This window comes from Streptomyces sp. NPDC004838 (genome assembly GCF_053600955.1).
The window spans coordinates 307,339-329,416 of the sequence record NZ_JBSGAW010000005.1 but is presented as its reverse complement, the minus strand read 5'-3'; the positions used below and the strand labels follow the sequence as shown (position 1 = coordinate 329,416).

At 69.1% G+C, this 22,078-nt stretch carries 19 protein-coding genes; 10 read left to right on the top strand and 9 right to left on the bottom strand.

The annotated features are described in order from the left end of the window. Positions 1-206: 206 nt before the first annotated feature. The 4 genes from ACWEFL_RS08880 to ACWEFL_RS08865 form a co-directional block, all read right to left on the bottom strand. Positions 207-1,082: an amino acid ABC transporter permease gene (locus ACWEFL_RS08880; protein ID WP_451709482.1), complete on the bottom strand. Its 876-nt coding sequence runs from the start codon at positions 1,080-1,082 to the stop codon at positions 207-209. Further along, complete coding sequence (locus ACWEFL_RS08875; protein WP_451709480.1) at positions 1,079-1,753, bottom strand: amino acid ABC transporter permease; 675 nt, start codon at positions 1,751-1,753, stop codon at positions 1,079-1,081. Before ACWEFL_RS08875 ends, ACWEFL_RS08880 begins: the two co-directional genes overlap by 4 nt. A 75-nt stretch (positions 1,754-1,828) precedes the next feature. After that, positions 1,829-2,656 carry a glutamate ABC transporter substrate-binding protein gene (locus tag ACWEFL_RS08870; protein ID WP_451709477.1) on the bottom strand — a complete coding sequence of 276 codons (828 nt, stop codon included), beginning with the start codon at positions 2,654-2,656 and terminating at the stop codon, positions 1,829-1,831. 60 nt (positions 2,657-2,716) lie between these two features. Then, complete coding sequence (locus ACWEFL_RS08865; RefSeq protein WP_451709475.1) at positions 2,717-3,502, bottom strand: amino acid ABC transporter ATP-binding protein; 786 nt, start codon at positions 3,500-3,502, stop codon at positions 2,717-2,719. 388 nt (positions 3,503-3,890) lie between these two features. Between ACWEFL_RS08865 and ACWEFL_RS08860 the strand changes: the two genes are divergently transcribed. Together ACWEFL_RS08860 and ACWEFL_RS08855 are read left to right on the top strand one after the other, a co-directional pair. Continuing rightward, complete coding sequence (locus tag ACWEFL_RS08860; RefSeq protein WP_451709472.1) at positions 3,891-4,601, top strand: response regulator transcription factor; 711 nt, start codon at positions 3,891-3,893, stop codon at positions 4,599-4,601. Positions 4,602-4,770: 169 nt separating this feature from the next. Further along, positions 4,771-6,183, top strand: a complete 1,413-nt coding sequence (locus ACWEFL_RS08855) for a sensor histidine kinase (RefSeq protein ID WP_451709469.1) — start codon at positions 4,771-4,773, stop codon at positions 6,181-6,183. 211 nt (positions 6,184-6,394) lie between these two features. On the opposite strand, the gene ACWEFL_RS08850 is transcribed toward ACWEFL_RS08855, so the two are convergent. Further along, positions 6,395-7,393, bottom strand: coding sequence for a TAXI family TRAP transporter solute-binding subunit (locus tag ACWEFL_RS08850; RefSeq protein WP_451709466.1), 999 nt, complete (start codon positions 7,391-7,393; stop codon positions 6,395-6,397). Between the two features lie 161 nt (positions 7,394-7,554). Here ACWEFL_RS08850 and miaB point away from each other — a divergent pair, with 161 nt between their 5' ends. Then, on the top strand, positions 7,555-9,075 hold the full coding sequence (miaB, locus tag ACWEFL_RS08845; RefSeq protein WP_451709463.1) for a tRNA (N6-isopentenyl adenosine(37)-C2)-methylthiotransferase MiaB: 1,521 nt from the start codon (positions 7,555-7,557) through the stop codon (positions 9,073-9,075). A 91-nt stretch (positions 9,076-9,166) separates the two neighbouring features. After that, on the top strand, positions 9,167-9,886 hold the full coding sequence (locus tag ACWEFL_RS08840; protein WP_451709460.1) for a class III extradiol dioxygenase subunit B-like domain-containing protein: 720 nt from the start codon (positions 9,167-9,169) through the stop codon (positions 9,884-9,886). Between the two features lie 190 nt (positions 9,887-10,076). On the opposite strand, the gene ACWEFL_RS08835 is transcribed toward ACWEFL_RS08840, so the two are convergent. Continuing rightward, entirely contained in the window at positions 10,077-10,334 is a 258-nt protein-coding gene (locus tag ACWEFL_RS08835) for an antitoxin (protein ID WP_451709458.1), read from the bottom strand. Positions 10,335-10,416: 82 nt separating this feature from the next. Further along, positions 10,417-10,695 carry a hypothetical protein gene (locus ACWEFL_RS08830; RefSeq protein ID WP_451709455.1) on the bottom strand — a complete coding sequence of 93 codons (279 nt, stop codon included), beginning with the start codon at positions 10,693-10,695 and terminating at the stop codon, positions 10,417-10,419. Positions 10,696-10,877: 182 nt separating this feature from the next. On the opposite strand from ACWEFL_RS08830, the gene miaA reads away from it, so the two are divergent. The 6 genes from miaA to hflX all read left to right on the top strand — a co-directional run bounded on the left by miaA (position 10,878) and on the right by hflX (position 19,135). Next, on the top strand, positions 10,878-11,816 hold the full coding sequence (gene miaA / locus ACWEFL_RS08825; RefSeq protein ID WP_451709452.1) for a tRNA (adenosine(37)-N6)-dimethylallyltransferase MiaA: 939 nt from the start codon (positions 10,878-10,880) through the stop codon (positions 11,814-11,816). A 105-nt stretch (positions 11,817-11,921) separates the two neighbouring features. Further along, a complete protein-coding gene (locus ACWEFL_RS08820) occupies positions 11,922-12,371 on the top strand; it encodes a hypothetical protein (protein ID WP_451709508.1) in 450 nt (149 codons plus the stop codon). A gap of 58 nt (positions 12,372-12,429) precedes the next feature. Next, entirely contained in the window at positions 12,430-13,374 is a 945-nt protein-coding gene (gene dapF, locus ACWEFL_RS08815) for a diaminopimelate epimerase (RefSeq protein ID WP_451709449.1), read from the top strand. A gap of 145 nt (positions 13,375-13,519) precedes the next feature. Further along, positions 13,520-15,790 (top strand): RelA/SpoT family protein, encoded by a 2,271-nt coding sequence (locus ACWEFL_RS08810; RefSeq protein ID WP_451709446.1) that lies wholly within the window; start codon positions 13,520-13,522, stop codon positions 15,788-15,790. A gap of 66 nt (positions 15,791-15,856) precedes the next feature. Then, positions 15,857-17,368 carry a M1 family metallopeptidase gene (locus tag ACWEFL_RS08805; RefSeq protein WP_451709443.1) on the top strand — a complete coding sequence of 504 codons (1,512 nt, stop codon included), beginning with the start codon at positions 15,857-15,859 and terminating at the stop codon, positions 17,366-17,368. Between the two features lie 264 nt (positions 17,369-17,632). Continuing rightward, on the top strand, positions 17,633-19,135 hold the full coding sequence (gene hflX / locus ACWEFL_RS08800) for a GTPase HflX (protein WP_451709441.1): 1,503 nt from the start codon (positions 17,633-17,635) through the stop codon (positions 19,133-19,135). Between the two features lie 132 nt (positions 19,136-19,267). Here the strand turns inward: hflX and ACWEFL_RS08795 are convergent, their stop codons facing one another. Together ACWEFL_RS08795 and ACWEFL_RS08790 are read right to left on the bottom strand one after the other, a co-directional pair. Beyond that, positions 19,268-20,431: a trypsin-like serine peptidase gene (locus ACWEFL_RS08795; protein ID WP_451709438.1), complete on the bottom strand. Its 1,164-nt coding sequence runs from the start codon at positions 20,429-20,431 to the stop codon at positions 19,268-19,270. A gap of 150 nt (positions 20,432-20,581) precedes the next feature. Then, positions 20,582-21,757, bottom strand: coding sequence for a trypsin-like serine peptidase (locus ACWEFL_RS08790; protein WP_451709435.1), 1,176 nt, complete (start codon positions 21,755-21,757; stop codon positions 20,582-20,584). Between the last annotated feature and the right edge of the window lie 321 nt (positions 21,758-22,078).

Below are 22,078 nucleotides of genomic sequence, written 5' to 3'. Positions count from 1 at the left end.
GGCTCGATCGTCTCCCGCACTCGGCTCGGCACCTCCACCGGAACCCGGCCGTGCCGACCGTGCAGGCTCCCGACCCGAGAGCGCGAACACCCGTGCTGATGCGCCACCGCCTCCCTGGGGGGACCGGCCGCCCGTTGGCCCGGCTCGCCAGGCCACGGGCGGTCGGCGTCCCGGGTACCCCTGTACCCCGGAACTCTTGCCTGGTGTCAGATCTTGGCCGTACCGGCGTCGATGGTGTCGATGTCGACGACCGCGCCGGTACTCTTCTTCGCCCGCCGGATCCGGCTCTCCAGCCAGCTCGCGAACGTCGTGAGCGCGAAGTTGAGAGCGATGAAGATCAATGCGATCACCGTCAGGGTGGCGATCGTGTTGGCGCCGTAGTTGGCCGTGATCAGACGGTTCTGATAGAGCAGTTCGGAGAATCCGAGGATCGCACCACCGAGGGCGGTGTCCTTGACGATGACCACCAACTGGCTCACCAGCGCGGGCAGCATCGCCGTGACCGCCTGCGGCAGCAGAACGAACGTCATCGTCTGCCCCTTGCGCATGCCGATCGCCTTCGCGGCGTCCGTCTGCCCGCTCGGGAGAGCGAGGATGCCCGCCCGTACGACCTCCGCGATGACGGAGGCGTTGTAGAGCACCAGGCCGGTGATCACGGCGTACATGGGCCGCGATTCCGAGTCGATGTCGGCGAACTTCACGAAGACCGCGCTGGCGAAAACCATCAGCAGCAGGACCGGAATGGCGCGGAAGAACTCGACCACGACGCCGACGGGCACCCTGACCCAGGCATGGTCCGAGAGCCGGCCGATACCGAGGGCCGCGCCGAGGGGAAGGGCGATGACCACGGAGAGGGCGGCCGCCTTGGCGGTCTCCCAGAGTCCGGGCAGGAGGTACGTGGTCCAAACCTCGGAGTCCTTGACGAACGGACTCCACTTCTCCGAGGCCAGTTGATCCTTCTCGGCCATGGTGGAGAGCACCCACCACGCGCCCAGCGCGAGGACGACCAGGAACAACACGGTGTACAGGACGTTGCGCCGTTTGGCCTTCGGGCCCGGGTCGTCGTACAGAACGGACGTCATCGCTTCACCGCCACACGCTTGGACACCCAGCCGAGCAGCAGGCCGGTGGGCAGGGTCAGGACGATGAATCCGAAGGCGAAGACCGCGAAGACCTCGAAGAGGGCGTCGGCCTCGTTCTCGATCATCACCTTCATCAGAGCCGAAGCCTCCGCCACACTGATCGCCGAGGCCACCGTGGTGTTCTTGGTGAGGGCGATCAGCACATTCGCCAGCGGCGCGACGACCGCGCGGAACGCCTGGGGGAGGACTATCAGGGTCAGCACCTGGAAGAAGCCGAGCCCCAGAGCGCGGGCGGCCTCGGCCTGGCCGACGGGAACGGTGTTGATTCCCGAGCGCAGCGCCTCACAGACGAAGGTGCCGGTGTACGCGATCAGACCGAGGACGGCCATCCGGAATCCGATGTCCTCGGAGTTCCCGCCCCCCATGGTGATGCTCAGTGTCTGGTCGAGACCGAGTGAACAGGCGACGACGACGACCGTCAGCGGGGTGTTGCGGACGACATTGACGTAGCCGGTCCCGAACGTCCGCATCAGTGGCACGGGTCCGACCCGCATACCGGCCAGCAGCGTTCCCCATATCAGGGAACCTATTGCCGAGTAGACGGTGAGTTTCACCGTCACCCAGAACGCGTCGAGCAGGTCGTACTGCCCGGAATCGAGAAAATCAAACACGTTGACCCGCGATCTCCCCTGGTCGGATCGTGGCGCGTGCCACCGGCCGGGGCCGGTGGCACGTCACCGCTGGCCTCAGCTGGTCTCGATCGCCGGCGCCGGCTCGTTCTTGTAGTTGGCCGGGCCGAAGTTGGCCTGGACGAACTTGTCCCAGGACCCGTCCGACTTCATCTTCTCCAGGGCCTTGTTGATCTTGTCCCGGAGTTCCTTGTCGCCCTTCTTGAGGCCGATGCCGTAATTCTCGTCGCTCAGCTTGAGGCCGACGAGCTTGAACTTGCCCTGGTGCTCCTTCTGGGCGGCGTAACCCGCGAGGATGGAGTCATCGGTGGTCAGGGCGTCAACGGCCTTGTTCTCCAGACCGGTCAGACACTCGGAGTAACCCCCGACCTGACGGAGGTCCGCCTTGGGGGCGAGCTTGTCCTTGACGTTCTGCGCCGAGGTGGAGCCGGTGACCGAGCACAGCTTCTTGCTGTTGAGGTCCTCGGCCTTGGTGATGGAGGTGTCGTCGGTGCGGACCAACAGGTCCTGATGGGCCAGGAGATAGGGACCGGCGAAGTCGACCCGCTCCTTGCGCTTGTCGTTGATGGAGTAGCTGGCGGCGATGAACTTCACGTCGCCGTTGGCGATCAGGTTCTCGCGCTCGGCACTGGGCGCCTGCTTCCAGACGATGTCGCCTGCCTCGAAGCCCAGTTCCTTGGCGACGTAGGTGGCGACGTCGACGTCGAAGCCGGTGTATTTGCCGTCGGGCGTCTTCAGACCGATGCCGGGCTGGTCGAACTTGATGCCGATGGTGATCTTCCCGCCGCCGTCACCACTGTCGCCATCGTCGCTGCCACACGCGGTGGCCGCCAACGAGAGGGTGAGAACCGTGGCGATGGCCGCAGATACCTTGCGGAGCTTCATGAGAAACATCCCTTACGTCGTGGTTCGCCGATACGTCAGCCGGTCACATCAGCCGATATGTCAGTGGTGCAGGATCTTCGACAGGAAATCCTTGGCCCGGTCACTCCGTGGGTTGCTGAAGAACTCGTCGGGCGTGGCCTCTTCGACGATCCTGCCGTCGGCCATGAAGACGACCCGGTTGGCGGCCGAGCGGGCGAAACCCATTTCGTGGGTGACGACGACCATCGTCATTCCGTCCCGCGCCAGCTGCTGCATGACTTCGAGCACCTCGTTGATCATCTCCGGGTCGAGCGCCGAGGTGGGCTCGTCGAAGAGAATGACCTTGGGGTCCATCGCCAGCGCCCGCGCGATCGCGACGCGTTGCTGCTGGCCGCCGGAGAGCTGCGCCGGGTACTTGTCGGACTGCGAGCCGACGCCCACCCGGTCCAGCAGCTTCCGTGCCTTCTGCTCGGCGGCCTTCTTGTCCGTCTTGCGGACCTTGATCTGGCCCAGCATGACGTTCTCCAGCACGGTCTTGTGCGCGAAGAGGTTGAACGACTGGAAGACCATGCCGACATCGGCACGCAGCCGTGCGAGTTCCTTGCCCTCCTGGGGCAGCGGCTTTCCGTCGATGGAGATCGAGCCGGAGTCGATCGTCTCCAGCCGGTTGATGGTCCGGCACAGCGTGGACTTACCGGACCCGGAAGGCCCGATGACTACCACGACTTCGCCCCTGGCGATGGTCAGATCGATGTTCTGGAGCACATGCAGCGCGCCGAAGTGCTTGTTGACGTTGCTCAGTACGACCAGGTCGCCATCGGCGGGAACGACGTCCCCGGGGTCCTTGGACACCGACACTCCGCTCATCGGCTTTCAGCTCCGTCCTCCTCGGTTGGGAGGACCCTAGTGACGCGGTGCGACCAGCGTCATTACATCTGAGCGGAAATTGAGGATAACGATCCGGCCTCAACTGGACACCATGCGTGAAGGGGGTGACTGTCGGCGTACCGGGTGGATAACGGAAACCCTGAGGCCGCTGAATCGCTCTTGACTGCCCGGCGGGGAATCGGCCTTGATGCCGGGGTACACCGATGCCGTGGTACACCGGACTGCCCGCGAACGCCGGATCGAGCGCCGGAACTCACGGACGGACCGGAACCGGGCGGACGGGCCGGCGGGCCTGGCCCGGACGGCCTGGCCCGGAACAGTCCGAACGCACAGACGGCACGCTCGATCGCACAACCGAAGGGGGGCCATGAGACTGCTGCTCGTCGAGGACGACAACCACGTCGCCGCCGCCCTGTCCGCGGTGCTCGCGCGGCACGGGTTCGACGTGGTGCACGCCCGCAACGGTGAGGAGGCCCTGCAGGCCGTACTGCCCGCCGCGCACCCCGGCAAGCCACCCTTCGCGGTGGTGCTGCTGGACCTGGGGCTGCCCGATCAGGACGGCTATCAGGTATGCGGAAAACTGCGCAAGATCACCTCGACTCCGGTCATCATGGTGACCGCCCGGTCGGACGTACGGTCCCGGATCCACGGCCTCAACCTCGGAGCCGACGACTATGTCGTCAAGCCGTACGACACGGGTGAACTGCTGGCCCGTATTCACGCCGTCGCCCGCCGCACCTCGAACAGCGAAGACTCCTCCCCGGCGGCCACCGCCTCGGACGACGCCCTGCGGCTCGGCCCGATGACCATCGAGCTGCCCAACCGGCGCGTCAGCGTCGAGGGCGAGGTCGTGCCACTGACCCGCAAGGAGTTCGATCTGCTCGCGCTGCTCGCCCAGCGGCCGGGAGTGGTCTTCCGCCGGGAACAGATCATCAGCGAGGTCTGGCGCACCAACTGGGAGGGAACCGGCAGGACGCTCGAGGTGCATGTCGCGTCACTACGCTCCAAGCTGCGGATGCCGGCGCTGATCGAGACCGTCCGCGGTGTCGGCTACCGGCTCGTGGCCCCGAGCGCCTAGGCCGCTTCTGGTGGATCTTGCTGGGCTCGCGTGCCCTGGCACCGCGCCTCGCCGCGTTGTCGTCGGTCACCTATGCTCCGCATGGACTCCCTCCTCCGCCTTGCGATCCACGGCACCAGACCCCGCTCACTGATCCAGCCTGATCCATCAGAAACGACCTAGCCCCTTCGTGCGTACCAGACTTCTTCCCCTGCTCATCGTCCTGATGGCCGGTGTGCTGCTCGCGCTCGGCTTCCCGCTCGCCGTCAGCGTCGCCGCCGCCCAGCAGCAGCACGTCGTGGTCGACCGGATCGACGACACGGTACGGTTCGCGGCGCTCGCCCAGTTCGTCACCGAGAACTCGGGCAGCGCGGACGAACGGCGCTCCACCCTTCAGGACCAGCTCAACCGCTACAACGCCACCTACGGCATCCGCGCCGGTGTCTTCTACCGTGACGGCAAGCAGTTCATGGCCCGGTCGCCCGAGCATTGGTCCGTGCCGCCGGACGGCGCGGGCCATGAGGCGTTCAGGGAAGCCCTGTCGGGACGGCGCAGCCAGGACCCTCCACAGGTGTGGCCGTGGCAGGACAAGGGCCGGCTGATCGTCGCCTCGCCCGTCGTACGGGACGGTGACGTGGTCGCCGTCGTGTTCACCGACTCGCCCACCGACCATCTGCGGGCGCGCGTTCTCCGTGGCTGGCTGCTGATCGCGGCGGGCGAGAGCGCGGCGATGCTGCTCGCCGTAGGAGCGGCCTTCCGGCTGACGGGCTGGGTGCTGAGGCCCGTACGCGTCCTGGACGCGGCCACGCACGACATCGCCACCGGACAGCTGAACTCCCGCGTCGCCGCGGCGAGCGGCCCCCCGGAACTGCGTCGGCTGGCCCGCTCGTTCAACGAGATGGCCGACAACGTCGAAGAGGTACTGGAACAACAGCGGGCGTTCGTCGCCGACGCCTCCCACCAACTGCGCAACCCCCTGGCCGCGCTGCTCCTCCGCATCGAACTCCTCGCACTCGAACTCCCCGAGGGCAATGAGGAGATCGCGTCCGTCCGGACCGAGGGCAAGCGCCTCGCCCAGGTTCTCGACGATCTGCTCGATCTGGCACTGGCCGAGCACACCTCCGCGGCACTCGAACTCACCGACATCGGCGCACTGGCGGACGAGCGCGTCGGCGCGTGGCGTCCGCTCGCCGAGGAGAAGGGCGTACGGCTCATCGGCGAACGGTCCGCGACCACCGCATGGGTGGACCCCATAGCGCTCTCCAGCGCGCTGGACGCCGTGATCGACAACGCTCTGAAGTTCACCCCGCGCGGAGAAGAGGTCACTGTCACGGTCGACTCTGACGGCAACACCTCCACCATCGTGATCACGGACGGCGGCCCCGGCCTGAGCGACGAGGAACTGGCCCGCATCGGTGACCGCTTCTGGCGCAGCGGACGCCACCAGAACGTCAAGGGCTCCGGCCTCGGTCTCTCCATCTCCCGTGCTCTGCTCTCGGCGGGCGGCGGCCGGATCCGGTACGCCCACCATGAGCCGAGGGGCCTGAGAGTGACCCTCAGCGTGCCCCGCACACCACCACAGGCGGACTCCGGGGCGCTCTGAGCGGTCCGGGGCGCCGCTCGCGGTCGGAGACCTCGTCGGGACGGCCCGAGGCGTGAGCGTCCAGGCGCGGCAGGCCGGCCGGGACAGGCCGTGGTGTCACGGCCCGTGGTGCCACGGCCCGTGGCGTGACGGTTCGAGGTCCCGGGATGCGAGGAGTCTCCGCTGTCCAGGGCATGACGGCCTGTGAACCGACGGCCCACAGCTCCACGATCTACGGTTTGACCGAGCTGTAGTAGCGCCTCGCCCCTTCGTGCAGGGGCAGCGGTGCCGTGTAGATCGCGGTCCGCAGGTCCACCAGCTGCGCCGGGTGGACCGTGTTGCCTATTCGGTCCCTGCTCTTGATCACCGTGCGGGTGAAGCCCTCGACCATCGCCTCGTCCATCGTGTCGGTGGTCACCAGGAGATTCGCCACGGCCATCGTCGCCACCGAAAGGCCGCCCTGCGCCTCGGCATAGGCATCGGACGGCATCACCGCCAGCCGGTAGTAACTCGTCGCGTCACTCTTGGCGTGCACCTTGTCGATCAGACCGGGCTCCAGCGGAATCAGCCGTATCGGGAACCGCTCCGACAGCTTCTGCACCGCATTGGTCGGCAGCCCGCCCGACCAGAAGAACGCGTCGATCTCATCCCGCTCCAGCCGGTCGGGAACGGTGTCTATCCCCAGTGGAACGGAACGGACGTCCTTGTCCGGGTCGAGCCCGGCGGCGACCAGCAACCGCTCCGCGACGATCCGCACCCCCGACCCCTCCTGCCCGACGCCCACCTTCCTGCCCCGCAGGTCCCCGATCTTCCGCACGCGTGAATCGCGGGGTACCACCAGCTGCACATAGTCGTCGTACAGCCGGGCGCAGCCCCGCAGCCGGTCCGCGCCCGGCTTGCCGTCCCGCTGGTATTTGGCGACGGCGTCGGCGGTGGCGATGGTGAAGTCGGCCTCGCCGGCCGCCACCCGAGCCAGATTCTGCTGCGATCCCTCGCTGAGCCGGAGGTCTATGTCGACCTCGGGAAGGTCGCGGGCCAGAGCGTCCTCCAGCAGAACGCCGTAACGCTGGTAGACCCCGTTCTGCACGCCGGTGCTGAAGGTGATCGACCCGCGTGGGGTTGACTCCCCGATCGGAAGGATCCACCAGAGCAGCAGGCCGAGCGTCGCGAGGGCCGCCGTGGACGCCTGGAGGGCGCGACGGCGGCTGACGCGGGACAGGGCCTGGAACATGCTTGCGATCCTGCCAGGTCACTCACCGTGATGGCCAGACCTTGTCCAGTAGACGCCAGAGGTGGAACCGGAGGGTCTCCTTCTCGGCTCCTCGTGCTCCGGTACTCCGTGCCTCCGGACTCCGGGCAGGACGCTCTCCCGGCACCGCCTACTCTTGTCGCATGAGCAGCAGGGACCGGAGCGGAGCAGTGGACGTCAAGCGCACATACGAGGTACGCACCTACGGGTGCCAGATGAACGTCCACGACTCCGAACGGCTCTCCGGCCTCCTGGAGAACGCGGGCTACGTCCGCGCGCCGGAGGACGCCGACGGTGACGCCGACGTCGTCGTCTTCAACACCTGCGCGGTGCGTGAGAACGCCGACAACAAGCTGTACGGCAACCTGGGCCGGCTCGCTCCCATGAAATCCCGGCGGCCCGGCATGCAGATCGCCGTCGGCGGCTGCCTCGCCCAGAAGGACCGCGACACCATCGTCACGCGCGCCCCCTGGGTCGACGTCGTCTTCGGTACGCACAACATCGGAAAGCTGCCCGTCCTGCTGGAACGCGCCCGTGTCCAGGAAGAGGCACAGGTCGAGATCGCCGAGTCCCTGGAGGCGTTCCCCTCGACCCTGCCGACCCGCCGTGAATCCGCGTACGCGGCGTGGGTCTCCATCTCCGTCGGCTGCAACAACACCTGCACCTTCTGTATCGTGCCCGCCCTGCGGGGCAAGGAGAAGGACCGTCGGCCCGGCGACATCCTCGCCGAGATCGAGGCGCTCGTCGCCGAGGGCGTCTCCGAGATCACCCTGCTCGGCCAGAACGTCAACGCGTACGGCTCCGACATCGGCGACCGTGAGGCGTTCAGCAAGCTGCTGCGGGCCTGCGGCCGGATCGAGGGCCTGGAGCGCGTCCGCTTCACCTCGCCGCACCCGCGCGACTTCACCGACGATGTGATCGCCGCCATGGCCGAGACGCCCAACGTGATGCCCCAGCTGCACATGCCGCTCCAATCCGGCTCGGACACCGTGCTGAAGGCGATGCGCCGCTCATACCGGCAGGAGCGTTTCCTCGGGATCATCGAGAAGGTACGTGCCGCGATCCCGCACGCCGCCATCTCCACCGACATCATCGTGGGCTTCCCCGGCGAGACCGAGGAGGACTTCGACCAGACGATGCACACGGTGCGTCAGGCCCGCTTCGCCAACGCCTTCACCTTCCAGTACTCCAAGCGACCCGGCACCCCCGCCGCGACCATGGACGGGCAGATCCCCAAGGCGGTCGTACAGGCGCGTTACGAGCGTCTGGTCGCCCTGCAGGAGCAGATCTCCTGGGACGAGAACAAGAAGCAGGTCGGCCGGACCATCGATGTCATGGTCGCCGAAGGCGAGGGCCGTAAGGACGGCGCCACCCACCGCCTCTCCGGGCGTGCACCCGACAACCGTCTGGTCCACTTCACCAAGCCGCGGGAGCAGGTGCGTCCGGGCGATGTGGTGACCGTCGAGATCACCTACGCCGCGCCGCACCACCTGCTGGCGGAGGGCGCTGTGACGTCCGTACGCGCCACCCGCGCTGGTGACGCCTGGCAGAAGCGGAACGCGGCCGAGCCCGTGAAGCCCGCCGGCGTGCTGCTGGGCCTGCCGACGGTCGGTGTCCCGGCCCCGCTCCCGGCCGCCGCGACGCCGGGCTGCGGCAGCGACTGACGGCGTACAGCCACTGCAGGCCCGGACCCCGGGCGCCATGGACCCCGGGCGTCCCGGCCCGAGCCGCCTGTCACGCACTAGGCTGACGATCATGCTTGTCGCCGCTGCCGTGTCCCCCTGTCCGCCGCTGCTCGTTCCCGAGGTCGCCGCGGGTGCCGCGCCCGAACTCGACGCGGCGCGGACGGCGTGCGCCGACGCGCTCGGGGTGCTCGCCGCGTCCCGGCCTGATCTGCTCGTGGTGGTCGGGCCCGACGGCGAGGAGGGCAGCGTTCCGTATCCCGGCGCGACGGCAGGCTCCTTCCGTGGCTTCGGAGTGGACGCCGACGTACGTCTCCCAGGCGTCCGCCCGGGGACCGGGGAGACGCCGGAACAGCTCCTCCCGGCGTCTCTGGCGGTCGCCGCATGGCTGCTCGACCGGGCCCGGTGGGCCTCCCCGGTGGAGGGGCTGGGAGTCGGCGAGCGGCTGACGCCGGAGCACTGCCTGGACAAGGGCCGGGAGATCGCCGCCCGCGCCGACCGGGTGGCCCTGCTTGTCATGGGCGACGGCAGCGCCTGCCGCACGCTCAAGGCTCCGGGATATCTGGACGAGCGGGCGGCGGGCTTCGACGCGCTCGCCGCCTCTGCCCTGGCCGACGCCGACGCCGAGGCCCTCAAGGCCCTGGACGTGTCCCTGGCTTACGAACTCAAGGCGGCCGGCCGCGCCCCCTGGCAGGTGCTCGCCGGGGCCGCCGGGAAGGCCCGGTTCGCCGGAAGGCTTCTCTACGACGAAGCCCCCTACGGCGTCGGGTACTTCGTCGCCGCCTGGTCGTGACAGGGCCGGGCGCGTTCCCAGCGCCGGGAAAGGGACCTTCGTCCCGGACCGGAACGCGATACGCCCGCTGGTGCCCGACAGGGATCACACCGCCCGTGTCCCCACCGCGCCCCCTATCCGTGCCCAGAACGGCGGATGGCCGCGGAACGCAGCGCTCCGCGGCCATCCGCCGTTCTGCCCCCTGATCCGCTCAGGCGGCGGGGGGCGGAGAAGCGGGCGGCGGAGGGGTGCCGCCGCCGTCCTTGTGCGCGATGCGGTCCAGGGCCTCCTTCGCCTTGCCCGCACCGGTCTCGATCTTCCCGCTGTACTTGCCCTTGGTCCGGGAATCGACTGCCTTCGCGGCCTTGTCCAGGCCGTGCTCGATCTTGTCCCCGTGCTGCTGCGCGAGGTCGGAGACCTTGTCCTTGGCCGGGGCGAGCTTGGCCTTCAGCGTGTCCATGAAGCCCATGGGCCACCTTCCCTCGTGGCGAAACAGTGGCAACCGGCGGCTGCTACTTCCTGCTACTCGTGCAAACTGCTGAACCGCTCGATTACTTCCGGGCGGCCTCACTGGTCCCGCTGTCCGCGGCCTCCCCGGCCGACTGCTGCCGGGGAATCTCCACGCCGTCGGCGGCCGCCTCCGGGACACCGTCCGCCTCCGCGGCTCCGGTGGCCCCGGCCGCGTCACCGGCCGGCGCACCCGTCGACGCCTCGGCCCCGAGACCGCCGCCGGCAGGGGACTCCTCCGTCGCCGTACCCGCGGTCGTCTCGTCGGCCGCTGCCTCGGCGGTCGTCCGGGACTTACGGCTGAACCATGAGAAAACACCCATAATTACTCCATAGCGTACTCGTGCGAGCGAAGTTCCGCGCCGCCCGGAGCGCCCTGTTGCGCCTCCCCGGGGATTCCGGTCCGAAACCGGCACGCGACACCTCGGAACACGCAACGAAGCCCCCGCCGTGCCGTCACGTCCCTCGTTGGGGGACACCTCCGAGGGTTTGGGAGACTGGGGCAGTGAGAAGCGCAGCTCCCGCTCCGCGGGTCATCGCCGTCGTCGGCCCCACCGCGGCCGGAAAGTCAGATCTGGGGGTCTTCCTCGCCCGGCAACTGGGCGGTGAGGTCGTCAACGCCGACTCCATGCAGTTGTACCGGGGGATGGACATCGGCACCGCCAAGCTGACGGTCGACGAACGCGCCGGCATTCCTCACCACCTCCTCGACATCTGGGACGTCACCGAGCCGGCGAGCGTCGCCGAGTACCAGAGACTCGCCAGGGCCGAGATCGACCGACTCCTCACCGAGGGCCGCACCCCGGTCCTCGTCGGAGGCTCCGGCCTCTACGTACGCGCTGCCATCGACGCCCTCGACTTTCCCGGCACCGACCCCGTGATCCGCGCCCGGCTCGAAGCCGAGCTGGAGGCGGAAGGCTCCGGTGTTCTGCACGCCCGGCTGGCCGCGGCCGACCCCGAGGCCGGGCAGGCGATCCTGCCCGGCAACGGCCGCCGTATCGTCCGGGCCCTTGAGGTGATCGAGATCACCGGCAAACCCTTCACCGCCAACCTTCCCGGCCATGAGGCCGTCTACGACACCTTCCAGATCGGGGTCGACGTCGCCCGGCCCGAACTCGACGAACGCATCTCCCTGCGCGTGGACCGGATGTGGGACACGGGCCTCGTCGACGAGGTGCGCGCCCTGGAGGCGCGGGGGCTGCGCGAGGGGCGCACGGCCTCCCGCGCCCTCGGCTACCAGCAGATCCTCACAGCGCTCGCCGGGGAGTGCACCCCGCAGGAGGCGCGCGACGAGACCGTCCGTGCCACCAAGCGCTTCGCGCGCCGTCAGGATTCATGGTTCAGACGCGACCCGCGCGTGCATTGGCTGAATGGTGGGGTCGAGCACAGGAGGGAACTTCCGCGGCTGGCGCTGACGTTGATCGAACGAGCGGTTACAGCCTGATCACGTGATGGCATCGGGACGCCATGCCCGTCAATCAGGCAGCCCGGACCGTGCCATCATCGAGCATCGATCGACGTGGAGTCCGAGTTGGGAGGGCGCGTGGCGATGGAGGCCGGCCCTCACGACACCGAGCGGCAGCCGCGGGAAGCGGCGGACGCCGTGGACGGCGCGGCCCGTCTGAGTCCCGACGGGCCCGACGACCAGGACATGCTCGCGGACGAGGTCGAGGTCGAGTTGCGCCCGGCCCGCAGACTGCGGATCTGGCAGTTGGCACCCATTGTCGTGCTCGCGGCGGTCGGCTCCCTGATGTTCGCCTTCCCTCTCGCCTTCGGCACGGGCGACGGGGGCGCGGTCGTCGCCATGCTCGGGCTGCTGATCAGCTGCTGCGCCGCGGGCTGGGGGCTGATGGCGGCCCGCCGTGTGGGCCACACCTGGCCCGGGCTGCCGCCGCGCGGCTCCGGGGAGCGCCCGGACTGGCGTGTCCTCGCCCTGTACGCGGGAGTGGGCCTGCTGATCGTCGCACTGGCCGTCTGGCGAGTGGCCCGCCTCCGCTGACACCCCGCCCGGAGGCGAAGGTCCGGTGACGGACCCGCTGTCAGCCCCTCCTCGTACGATGGACGACGTGAGCACCGCACAGCCTTCGCCGACCGCGCCGACCGCGCCGGACTCTCCTGTCGCCTTCCTCAAGGGCCATGGCACGGAGAACGACTTCGTGATCGTCCCCGACCCGGACAACGCCATCGACCTGCCCGCCTCCGTCGTCGCCCGGCTCTGCGACCGGCGCGCCGGTGTCGGCGGCGACGGTCTGCTGCATGTTGTACGGTCCGTGGCGCACCCCGAGGCCCGCGCCATGGCGGACGAGGCCGAGTGGTTCATGGACTACCGGAACGCCGACGGCTCGATCGCGGAGATGTGCGGCAACGGCGTCCGCGTCTTCGCCCGCCACCTCCAGCGCGCCGGCCACGCAGGGGCCGGCGACCTCGCGGTGGCGACCCGCGGCGGGGTGAAGAGGGTGCGCCTCGCGAGGAGCGCGGCAGACGGTCAGGAAGGCGACATCACCGTCTTCATGGGCCGTGCGATCCTCCCCGAGGAGACCGTCACCGTCATCGTGGACGGTCGCAGCTGGCCCGCACGGAATGTGAACATGGGCAATCCCCACGCGATCGTCTTCGTCGACGACCTCGCCCACGCGGGCGACCTGCTCTCTGAGCCGAGCTTCACTCCGGCGGCCGTCTACCCCGACGGAGTGAACATCGAGTTCGTCATCGAACGTGGAGAGCGCCATGTCGCCATGCGCGTCCATGAGCGGGGCTCCGGCGAGACCCGCTCCTGCGGCACGGGTGCTTGCGCCGTCGCCGTCGCCGCGGCCCGCAGGGACGGCGTCGACCCATCGGCGACCGGCGTGCCCGTCACGTACACCGTGGATCTTCCGGGCGGACGGCTGGTGATCACCGAACGGCCCGACGGCGAGATCGAGATGACGGGCCCCGCGCTGATCGTCGCGGAGGGACACCTCGGAGCGGCCCTCCTCGGACGCTCCGAAACCGTAATGGGATAGAGCTTCGCTCGAACGGGTGATCCCGTTCACGCTGAGCGAGAGCCGGACTGCTCCACGTGGTGGGGTCGGTAGCATCAAGCACCGGCCCGGAGGGCACGCCTGCCCCTTCCGCACCGCCGGTCGAATGCCGCCCGGAGGTGCCCCCATGAGTGCAGAGGCCGCCAACCCTGGTGCCCACAGCCGCAGACGCGGCCGTCCCAGGATCGACCTCCGCAGGCTGGGCCGCGCCGCGCTCCTCGGCCCGGCGGGCCGTGACCGGCTGCCCGACGCGATCGGCCATGTCGCCGATGTGCACCGCGCGCACCACGCCGACGCCGATCTCGCGACCCTGCGCAAGGCGTACGTCCTGGCGGAGTCGTCCCACCGGGGGCAGTTCCGCAAGAGCGGCGAGCCGTACATCACGCACCCGCTCGCCGTCACCCTGATCCTCGCCGAACTGGGTGCGGAGACCACCACCCTGACCGCATCACTCCTCCACGACACCGTCGAGGACACCGATGTGACCCTTGAACAGGTCAGAACGGAATTCGGAGCGGAAGTCGCCTACCTGGTCGACGGGGTCACCAAGCTGGAGAAGGTCGACTACGGCGCGGCGGCGGAGCCCGAGACCTTCCGCAAGATGCTCGTCGCCACCGGCAACGACGTCCGTGTGATGTCGATCAAACTCGCCGACCGGCTGCACAACATGCGCACCCTCGGCGTGATGCGCCCCGAAAAGCAGGCCCGTATCGCCAAGGTCACCCGCGATGTCCTCATCCCGCTCGCCGAACGCCTCGGCGTACAGGCGCTCAAGACCGAGCTGGAGGACCTCGTCTTCGCCATCCTCCACCCCGAGGAGTACGAACGCACCCGCGCGCTCATCGCCGGCAACACCACAGCGGGCGCCATGCTCGAAATCGTCGCGGAGCGCTTCGGGAACGCACTGAAAGACGCCGGAATCGTCGCGGAAGTCCTCATCAGACCCCGTCATTTCGTCTCCGTCCACCGGGTCAGCCTCAAACGGGGCGAGCTGCGCGGGACCGACTTCGGGCGACTGCTGGTCCTGGTCGGCGAGGACGCCGACTGCTACGGCGTACTCGGCGAACTGCACACCTGCTTCACCCCGGTGATCTCCGAGTTCAAGGACTTCATCGCCGCCCCCAAATTCAACCTGTACCAGTCGCTGCACACGGCCGTGGCCGGGCCGGACGGCGCGGTCGCGGAAGTCCTCATCCGCACGCACCAGATGCACAAGGTCGCGGAGGCGGGAGTGATCGCCCTCGGCAACCCCTATCCGCCCGCCGAGAGCACCGGGGCCGAACCCGCCGACGGCGAGCGCGCGGACCCGACCAGGCCCGGCTGGCTCTCGCGGCTCCTGGAATGGCAGGAGTCCACCCCGGACTCCGACACGTTCTGGACGTCCCTGCGTGCCGACCTGGCGCAGGACCGCGAGATCACCGTGTTCCGCGCCGACGGCCGGATGCTCGGACTGCCCGCCGGCGCGAGCTGTGTCGACGCCGCCTACGCGCAGTACGGCGAACTGGCCCACAACTGCATCGGTGCCCGCGTCAACGGCCGACTGGCGACGCTCAGTACCGTTCTGAAGGACGGCGACACCGTCCATCTGCTGCTCGCCCAGGACGCGGTTCCCGGTCAGCTCCCCGCACCGGCTCTCCCGGCGGACGCCGGAGCGGTCTCCGGCGGCATTCCGGGCACAGAGCCGAACGCGGTCACGAACGAAGTCACCGACGCGGTGCCGGGCACAGCCCCGGACACGGCCACGAACGCGGTCGGCGCGGCGGGCACGAACGCGCGGACCACCCCGGACACGGTCTCAGGGCCGTCCCCCGCCTGGCTCGACCACGCCCGCACCCCCGCCGCGCGCATCGCCATCACCGCCTGGCTCGAAGCCCACCCGGCCGGGTCGGACGTCGTCGAAGCGACACCCCGCAGAGCCGCCCCCGTCACCACCGAACGGCGCAGCTCCGCCAACGCCGTCGTCGACCTCCCGGACGCGATCGTCCGGCTCGCCGGATGCTGTACGCCGGTGCCGCCGGATTCGGTCACCGGCTTCGCGGTACGCGGCGGGGTGGTGACCGTCCACCGCGAGCAGTGCCCCGCCGCCTCCCGTATGAAATCCCTTGAGCGCGAGCCGATCCCGGTCCGCTGGGGCGATGCCACCGGCTGCCGGGTGACCCTCGTCGCCGAGTCCTTCGGCCGCCCCCGGCTGCTCGCCGACCTCACCGAGGCCATCGCCACCGAAGGCGCGGCCATCGTCTCCGCCACCGTCGAACCGCCGAGTGAGCAGCGCGTACGGCACACCTACACCCTGCAACTCCCCGACGCCGCGGGACTTCCCGCCCTGATGCGGGCCATGCGCGATGTGCCGGGCGTGTACGACGTCAGCCGCACCCAGCACCCGGCAGCCACCGGCTGACCCCGTTCGGGTGGCATGACGCGTGCCTCCACAGCGGGTGCCGTACCGCGCTGGTAGCGGTAGTCCATGCTGCCCGAACCCTCCACCGGTGCCCGGCCCGCCACCCGCCTGCGGCTCCGTGCGGCGCTGCTCGCCGCCGCGTCCGCCGCTCTCGTCGCCGCGGCCCTGCCCCCGCCCGCACCCACTGCGGCGGCCCCGCCTGCGCCCGCCCCGCTCGGTATCGGCGATCCGCTCTTCCCGCACCTGGGAAACCCCGGCTACGACGTGATCGCGTACGACATCGCGTTCAGGTACCACGGCAGCAACACCACCCCGCTGGACGCCGTCACCACGATCGACGCGCGGATGACCGAGCGGCTGGAACGGATCAACCTCGATTTCACCCACGGCACCGTGGGCGCGGTCGAGGTCAACGGCATCCCGGCGGAGTTCGCCACCGCGGGGGAGGACCTGGTCGTACGCCCGTTCACAGCCCTTCCCGTCGGCGCCCGGGCGCGTATCAGGGTCGAGCACACCAGCGACCCCCGCGGCGCGATCGCCGAAGGAGGCTGGGTGCGGACCGGTGACGGTCTCGCGATGGCGAACCAGGCCGACGCCGCCCACCGGGTCTTTCCCTCCAACGATCACCCCGCGGACAAGGCGTACTTCACCTTCCGGATCACCGCCCCCAGCGAACTGACGGCGGTGGCCAACGGCGTACGGCAGTGGCGGAAGTCGAGAGGATCCACCACCACCTGGGCGTACCGGACCCGCCATCCCATGGCCACCGAACTCGCCCAGGTCTCCATCGGCCGCTCCGCCGTCCCGACCCGTGAAGGCCCCGGCGGGCTGCCCATCCGCGATGTGATTCCCGCACAGGACCGCACCCTGCTGGAACCGTGGTTGAGGAAGACTCCGGCCCAGATGGAGTGGCTGGAGCGAAAGGTCGGACGCTTCCCCTTCGAGACCTATGGCGTGCTGATCGCGGACGCGAGCACCGGTTTCGAACTGGAGACACAGACACTGTCGCTCTTCGAGCGCTCGCTCTTCACGGACACGTCGTTCCCCCAGTGGTACGTCGACTCGATCATGGTGCACGAGCTGGCCCATCAGTGGTTCGGAAACAGTGTCTCGCCCCGTGCCTGGTCCGATCTGTGGCTGAACGAGGGACATGCGACCTGGTACGAGGCGCTGTACGCACAGGACAGCGGTGGCTACACCCTGGAGCGCCGGATGCGCGAGGCGTACCGGCGCTCCGACCAGTGGCGCGCCGAGGGAGGTCCGCCCGCGTCCCCGAAGCCCCCGGCTCCCGGCCGGAAGATCAGCCTCTTCCGGCCGGTGGTGTACGACGGCGGCGCGCTCGCCCTGTACGCGCTGAGGCAGACGATCGGGACGGACGCCTTCGACCGGCTGGAGCGGGCATGGGTGGACACGTACCGCGACGGAACGGCGACCACCGCCGACTTCGTGCGGCTCGCCTCACAGATCGCGAAGCGTGACCTCACGGCCTTCTTCCGCGCCTGGCTGTACGAGGAGCGGACCCCTCCGATGCCGGGACATCCGGACTGGCGGAGCGCCGCGCCATCGGCCGCGTCCTGAACCGTCGAGCCCCGGAGCCCGGAGCCCCCGGAGCCCGGGAAACCGGGGTGACGGCTCGTGCGGCACCGTGCGACCATCGAGGTGTCGGCGACGCGGCCGGAGCGGACGACGCCGTCGTGAACGACGGTGCCGAGCACGCTCACGGATTCCGTACGGGAATCATTTCGTGCCGTCACGCGTTGTGACCAGTGACGGCCGTGCCGGAAGGGTGCCCCCAGACTGCGCGACCGAGTACGACTCAATCCCCATCGACGTAAGGATCCAATGACCTCCTCTTCATCCCCTTCCCAGGACGAGCAGAGCTTCGACAAGCAGAGCTTCGCGGAGACGCGCACCGAGAGCCTTCGGGCCGATGCCCTGATGGAAGAGGACGTCGCCTGGAGCCACGAGATCGACGGAGAGCGGGACGGCGACCAGTTCGACCGCTCCGAGCGGGCGGCACTGCGCCGGGTGGCCGGTCTCTCCACCGAACTCGAGGACGTCACCGAGGTCGAGTACCGGCAGCTGCGCCTGGAGCGTGTGGTGCTGGTCGGCGTATGGACCTCGGGGACGGTGCAGGACTCGGAGAACTCCCTCGCGGAACTCGCCGCACTCGCGGAGACGGCGGGCGCGCTGGTGCTCGACGGTGTCATCCAGCGCCGTGACAAGCCGGACCCGGCCACCTACATCGGCTCGGGCAAGGCACAGGAGCTGCGGGACATCGTGCTCGAATCCGGTGCCGACACCGTCGTCTGCGACGGTGAGCTGAGTCCCGGCCAGCTGATTCACCTCGAAGACGTCGTCAAGGTCAAGGTGGTCGACCGTACGGCCCTGATCCTCGACATCTTCGCCCAGCACGCCAAGTCACGGGAGGGCAAGGCGCAGGTCGCGCTGGCCCAGATGCAGTACATGCTGCCGCGGCTGCGCGGCTGGGGCCAGTCGCTGTCCCGGCAGATGGGCGGCGGCAGTGGCGGAATGGCCACCCGCGGCCCAGGTGAGACCAAGATCGAAACGGACCGGCGGCGGATCCGCGAGAAGATGGCGAAGATGCGCCGGGAGATCGCGGAGATGAAGACCGGCCGTGAGATCAAGCGGCAGGAACGACGGCGCAACAGGGTGCCGTCGGTCGCGATCGCCGGGTACACCAACGCCGGAAAGTCCTCTCTGCTCAATCGCCTCACCGGTGCCGGTGTCCTTGTGGAGAACTCGCTGTTCGCCACCCTGGACCCGACCGTCCGCCGGGCCGAGACTCCGAGTGGAAGGCTGTACACCCTGGCCGACACCGTCGGCTTTGTGCGGCATCTTCCGCACCACCTCGTGGAGGCGTTCCGCTCGACCATGGAGGAGGTCGGGGACTCCGATCTGATCCTTCATGTGGTGGACGGAGCGCATCCCGCCCCGGAGGAGCAGCTGGCCGCCGTGCGCGAGGTGATCCGGGACGTGGGCGCGGTGAAGGTGCCCGAAATCGTCGTGATCAACAAGGCGGACGCGGCGGATCCGCTGGTACTCCAGCGGCTGCTGCGCATCGAGCGCCACGCGATCGCGGTTTCGGCGCGGACCGGCCAGGGCATCGACGAGCTGCTCGCGCTCATCGATGTCGAACTGCCCCGGCCCGAGGTCGAGATCGAGGCGCTCGTGCCGTACACCCAGGGCGGTCTGGTCTCGCGGGTGCATGCCGAGGGCGAGGTTCTCTCCGAGGAGCACACCACGGAAGGCACCCTGCTCAAGGCACGCGTCCACGCGGAGCTGGCCGCGGCGCTGGAGCCGTATGTCCCGGTGACCAGCTGATACGGTCCGGACCGCCGGGTCCCCGACCCTCCGCTCCGAGGCACCGCCGACGGTGACGAATGTGCCGCCCCTTCACCACAAGGGGCGGCACAGCCATGTGGACGTACCCCCACCGTGTGGTGGGTTGCCCGACTACTGTGCGAACTTCTCGCTGATCATCGTGAAGATTTGCTGTGCGCCCGCGCCCAGCCGTGGCCCCGCCAGCCATCCCGCCTCGACCGGGCCGATGGACGTGTTGGAGACCAGAACGGGAGTCCCGTTCCGATCGGCGAGCCAGCCCCCGCCGGAGGCGCCACCCGTCATGGTGCAGCCGATGCGCCACATCGTCGGCGTGCCGGCGGCGGCCGAGAGACGGCTCGGACGGTCGATGCACTTGTGCATGATCGCGCCGTTGTACGGGGGAGCGGCCGGGTAGCCCCACGCGCCCATGGCACTGATGCTCTGCGCCGGTGGCGCGTTGAAGTCGATGTCCAGCGCGACGCCGACGGTCTCCTCCAGCGACTTGGAACCCGCCTTCGGCTTCACATGCATCACGGCGTAGTCGTAGGGAGCCCCCGCACCCCCCGAAGGTCCCCCCTGACCGATCCACTCACCCGACGTCATGACCCAGTCCGCCCAGAAAGTGCCATAAGGAGCCACCTCCTCAGGTCCGGCAGAGGCCAGGGCCCGCGGCGACCGGCCGTTGTCGTTGTAGGCGGGGACGAAGGCGATGTTGCGGTACCAGCCGCCTGACCGACCCGCGTGGACGCAGTGGCCTGCCGTCCACACCAGATTGGATCTGCCGGGGTTCCGTGGATCCTTCACGATCGTCCCGGAGCGGACCATCGTGCCCTTGGGGGTGTCGAAGAAGACCTTGCCGACCGTTGCCGCGTTCTGGTGGTACGGCCGCTGCTCCTCCTGAGCCTGGACCGGACGCGGTTCGGGGTCGGTGACGTCCTGGTCACCGGAGATGTCCTGGGTGGTGAGCGGCTGATCGGGGACTTTTGCGGAGGCCATGCGCTCGGGTTTCCACAAGCCCTCGATCACCGGGTTGATGAAGTCCTTGGCCTCTCGCAGCCACTTGTCCGTGTCCCAGTCCTTCCACCCGCCGTCCCGCCAGTCGTCCGGGTCGATCCCGCGGCCCTCGCCCTTGTCGGCCGACCCTCCCGGGAGCTCCCGTCCGCCCCTGTCCACGGCCGGACTCGATAGGCCGGGGCTGCCGATGGCGTTGTCCTCGCTCCGGCCACAGGCGGTGGCCGTCAGCGCCAGGGCCGCGACGATGCCGGTGACGGTCAGCAACGGGCGTATAGGTCGCATGGAACGAATCTCCCTGAGGTCTTGCCGTGTTGCGGAATTGCGGAGGCTCTCTCCCTGATTACGTGGTGGAGGCGGAAAGTGTTCGAGCCCGTGCGGACCGCTCTGGCGGACCCGCACGGGCTCGGGGTACTGACGGCTCCGCGGGCGGATCTACCGGCTGGCGAACTTCTCGCTGACCGCTTGGTAGATGCCCTTCGCCTCCTCACCCAGCCGCGGTCCGGCCAGCCAGCCGGCCGTGATCGGGCCGATCGAGGTGTTGGACACCAGGGCGGGCTTGCCGTCCTGGCCCCGGGCCACCCAGCCGCCGCCGGAGGAGCCGCCGGTCATGGTGCAGCCGATGCGGTACATCGTCGGCTCATCTGCCTTCACGGAGAGCCGTCCCGGCTTGTCCGAGCACTGGAACATGCGCTGGCCGTCGAACGGCGGACCGGCCGGGTATCCCGTCGCCGTCATGCTGTCGACCTTCGGCGCGGCCGGAGCGGCGAAGTCCACCGGAAGCGCGGAACCGACCGTCTCCTCCAGCGACTTGCCCGAGCCGCCCTTCTCGGGAGTGACATGGATAACGGCGAAGTCATAGGGAGCGCCCTGGCCGCCGGTCGCCGCGCCCTGCTTGATCCACTGCTCCGAGGTCTGCGCCCAGTCGCCCCACCACACGCCGTGCGGGGCGACCTCCTCCTTGGCCGCGCTCTCCAACTGGGCCGTCGGCTTGGCGCTGTCGTTGTACGAGGGCACGAAGGCGATGTTGCGGTACCAGCCGCCCTTCTTGCCCGCGTGGACGCAGTGGCCCGCCGTCCACACCATGTTGGACTTCCCGGGGTTGGCCGGGTCCTGGACGACGGTCGCGGAACAGACCATCGAACCACCGGGGCCGTCGAAGAAGACCTTGCCGGCCTCGGGAGCGCTCGTACGGTAGGGAGCCCGCACGGGCTGAGCCGTGACCGGTTCGGGCGTCGGGTCGGTGACGCCGTCGTCACCAGATATGCCGTTGTCCACCGGCTGCTCCGGGGGCTTCTCGGCGTCGCGCATCCGGTCCGGGTCCCAGAGACCCTCGATGATCGGGTTGATGTAGTCCTTGGCCTCGCGGAGCCACTTCTCCTGATCCCAGTTCTTCCACTCGCCGTTCCGCCACTGGTCCAGATCGATCCCGTGTTCCTTGAGCCTGTCCTTGAGATCGTCCGGGATCGTGATCTTGCCGTCGGTGGGCAGGTTCACGGGAGCGCTCGGCTTGTCGCCCGCGTTCTCCTCGCTCGGACCGCAGGCCGTGGCCGTCAGTGTGAGCACGGCGGCAAGGGAGGCCGCTGCCAGCATTGGGCGAATGGGTCGCATGTCGTGATCCCCCTGGGAACTTCGGAACTCTTGAGCTTCTGAACGGTGGAACCGCGCTGGTGAATCGTGGAACTGACGGAACCGCCGGGAACCTTACAAGTCCGGGCACTTTCCGCATGAGGCCCCCCATGGTTCCGGTGCCGATGGGGACGGCTTGTGGCAGGTTCGCGGTTCCGGGGCCTCGGAGTTCCGCCGGTTCCACCCGCGCAAGGAACTTCTCCGAGCCCGTGATCCTCGGCCGTCCACGGCACCGTGCCCAATCCGCCGGCACGAGTGGATCCTGGCGGGATCGGATCGGATTGTCACTGGCGAGCCGTAGGG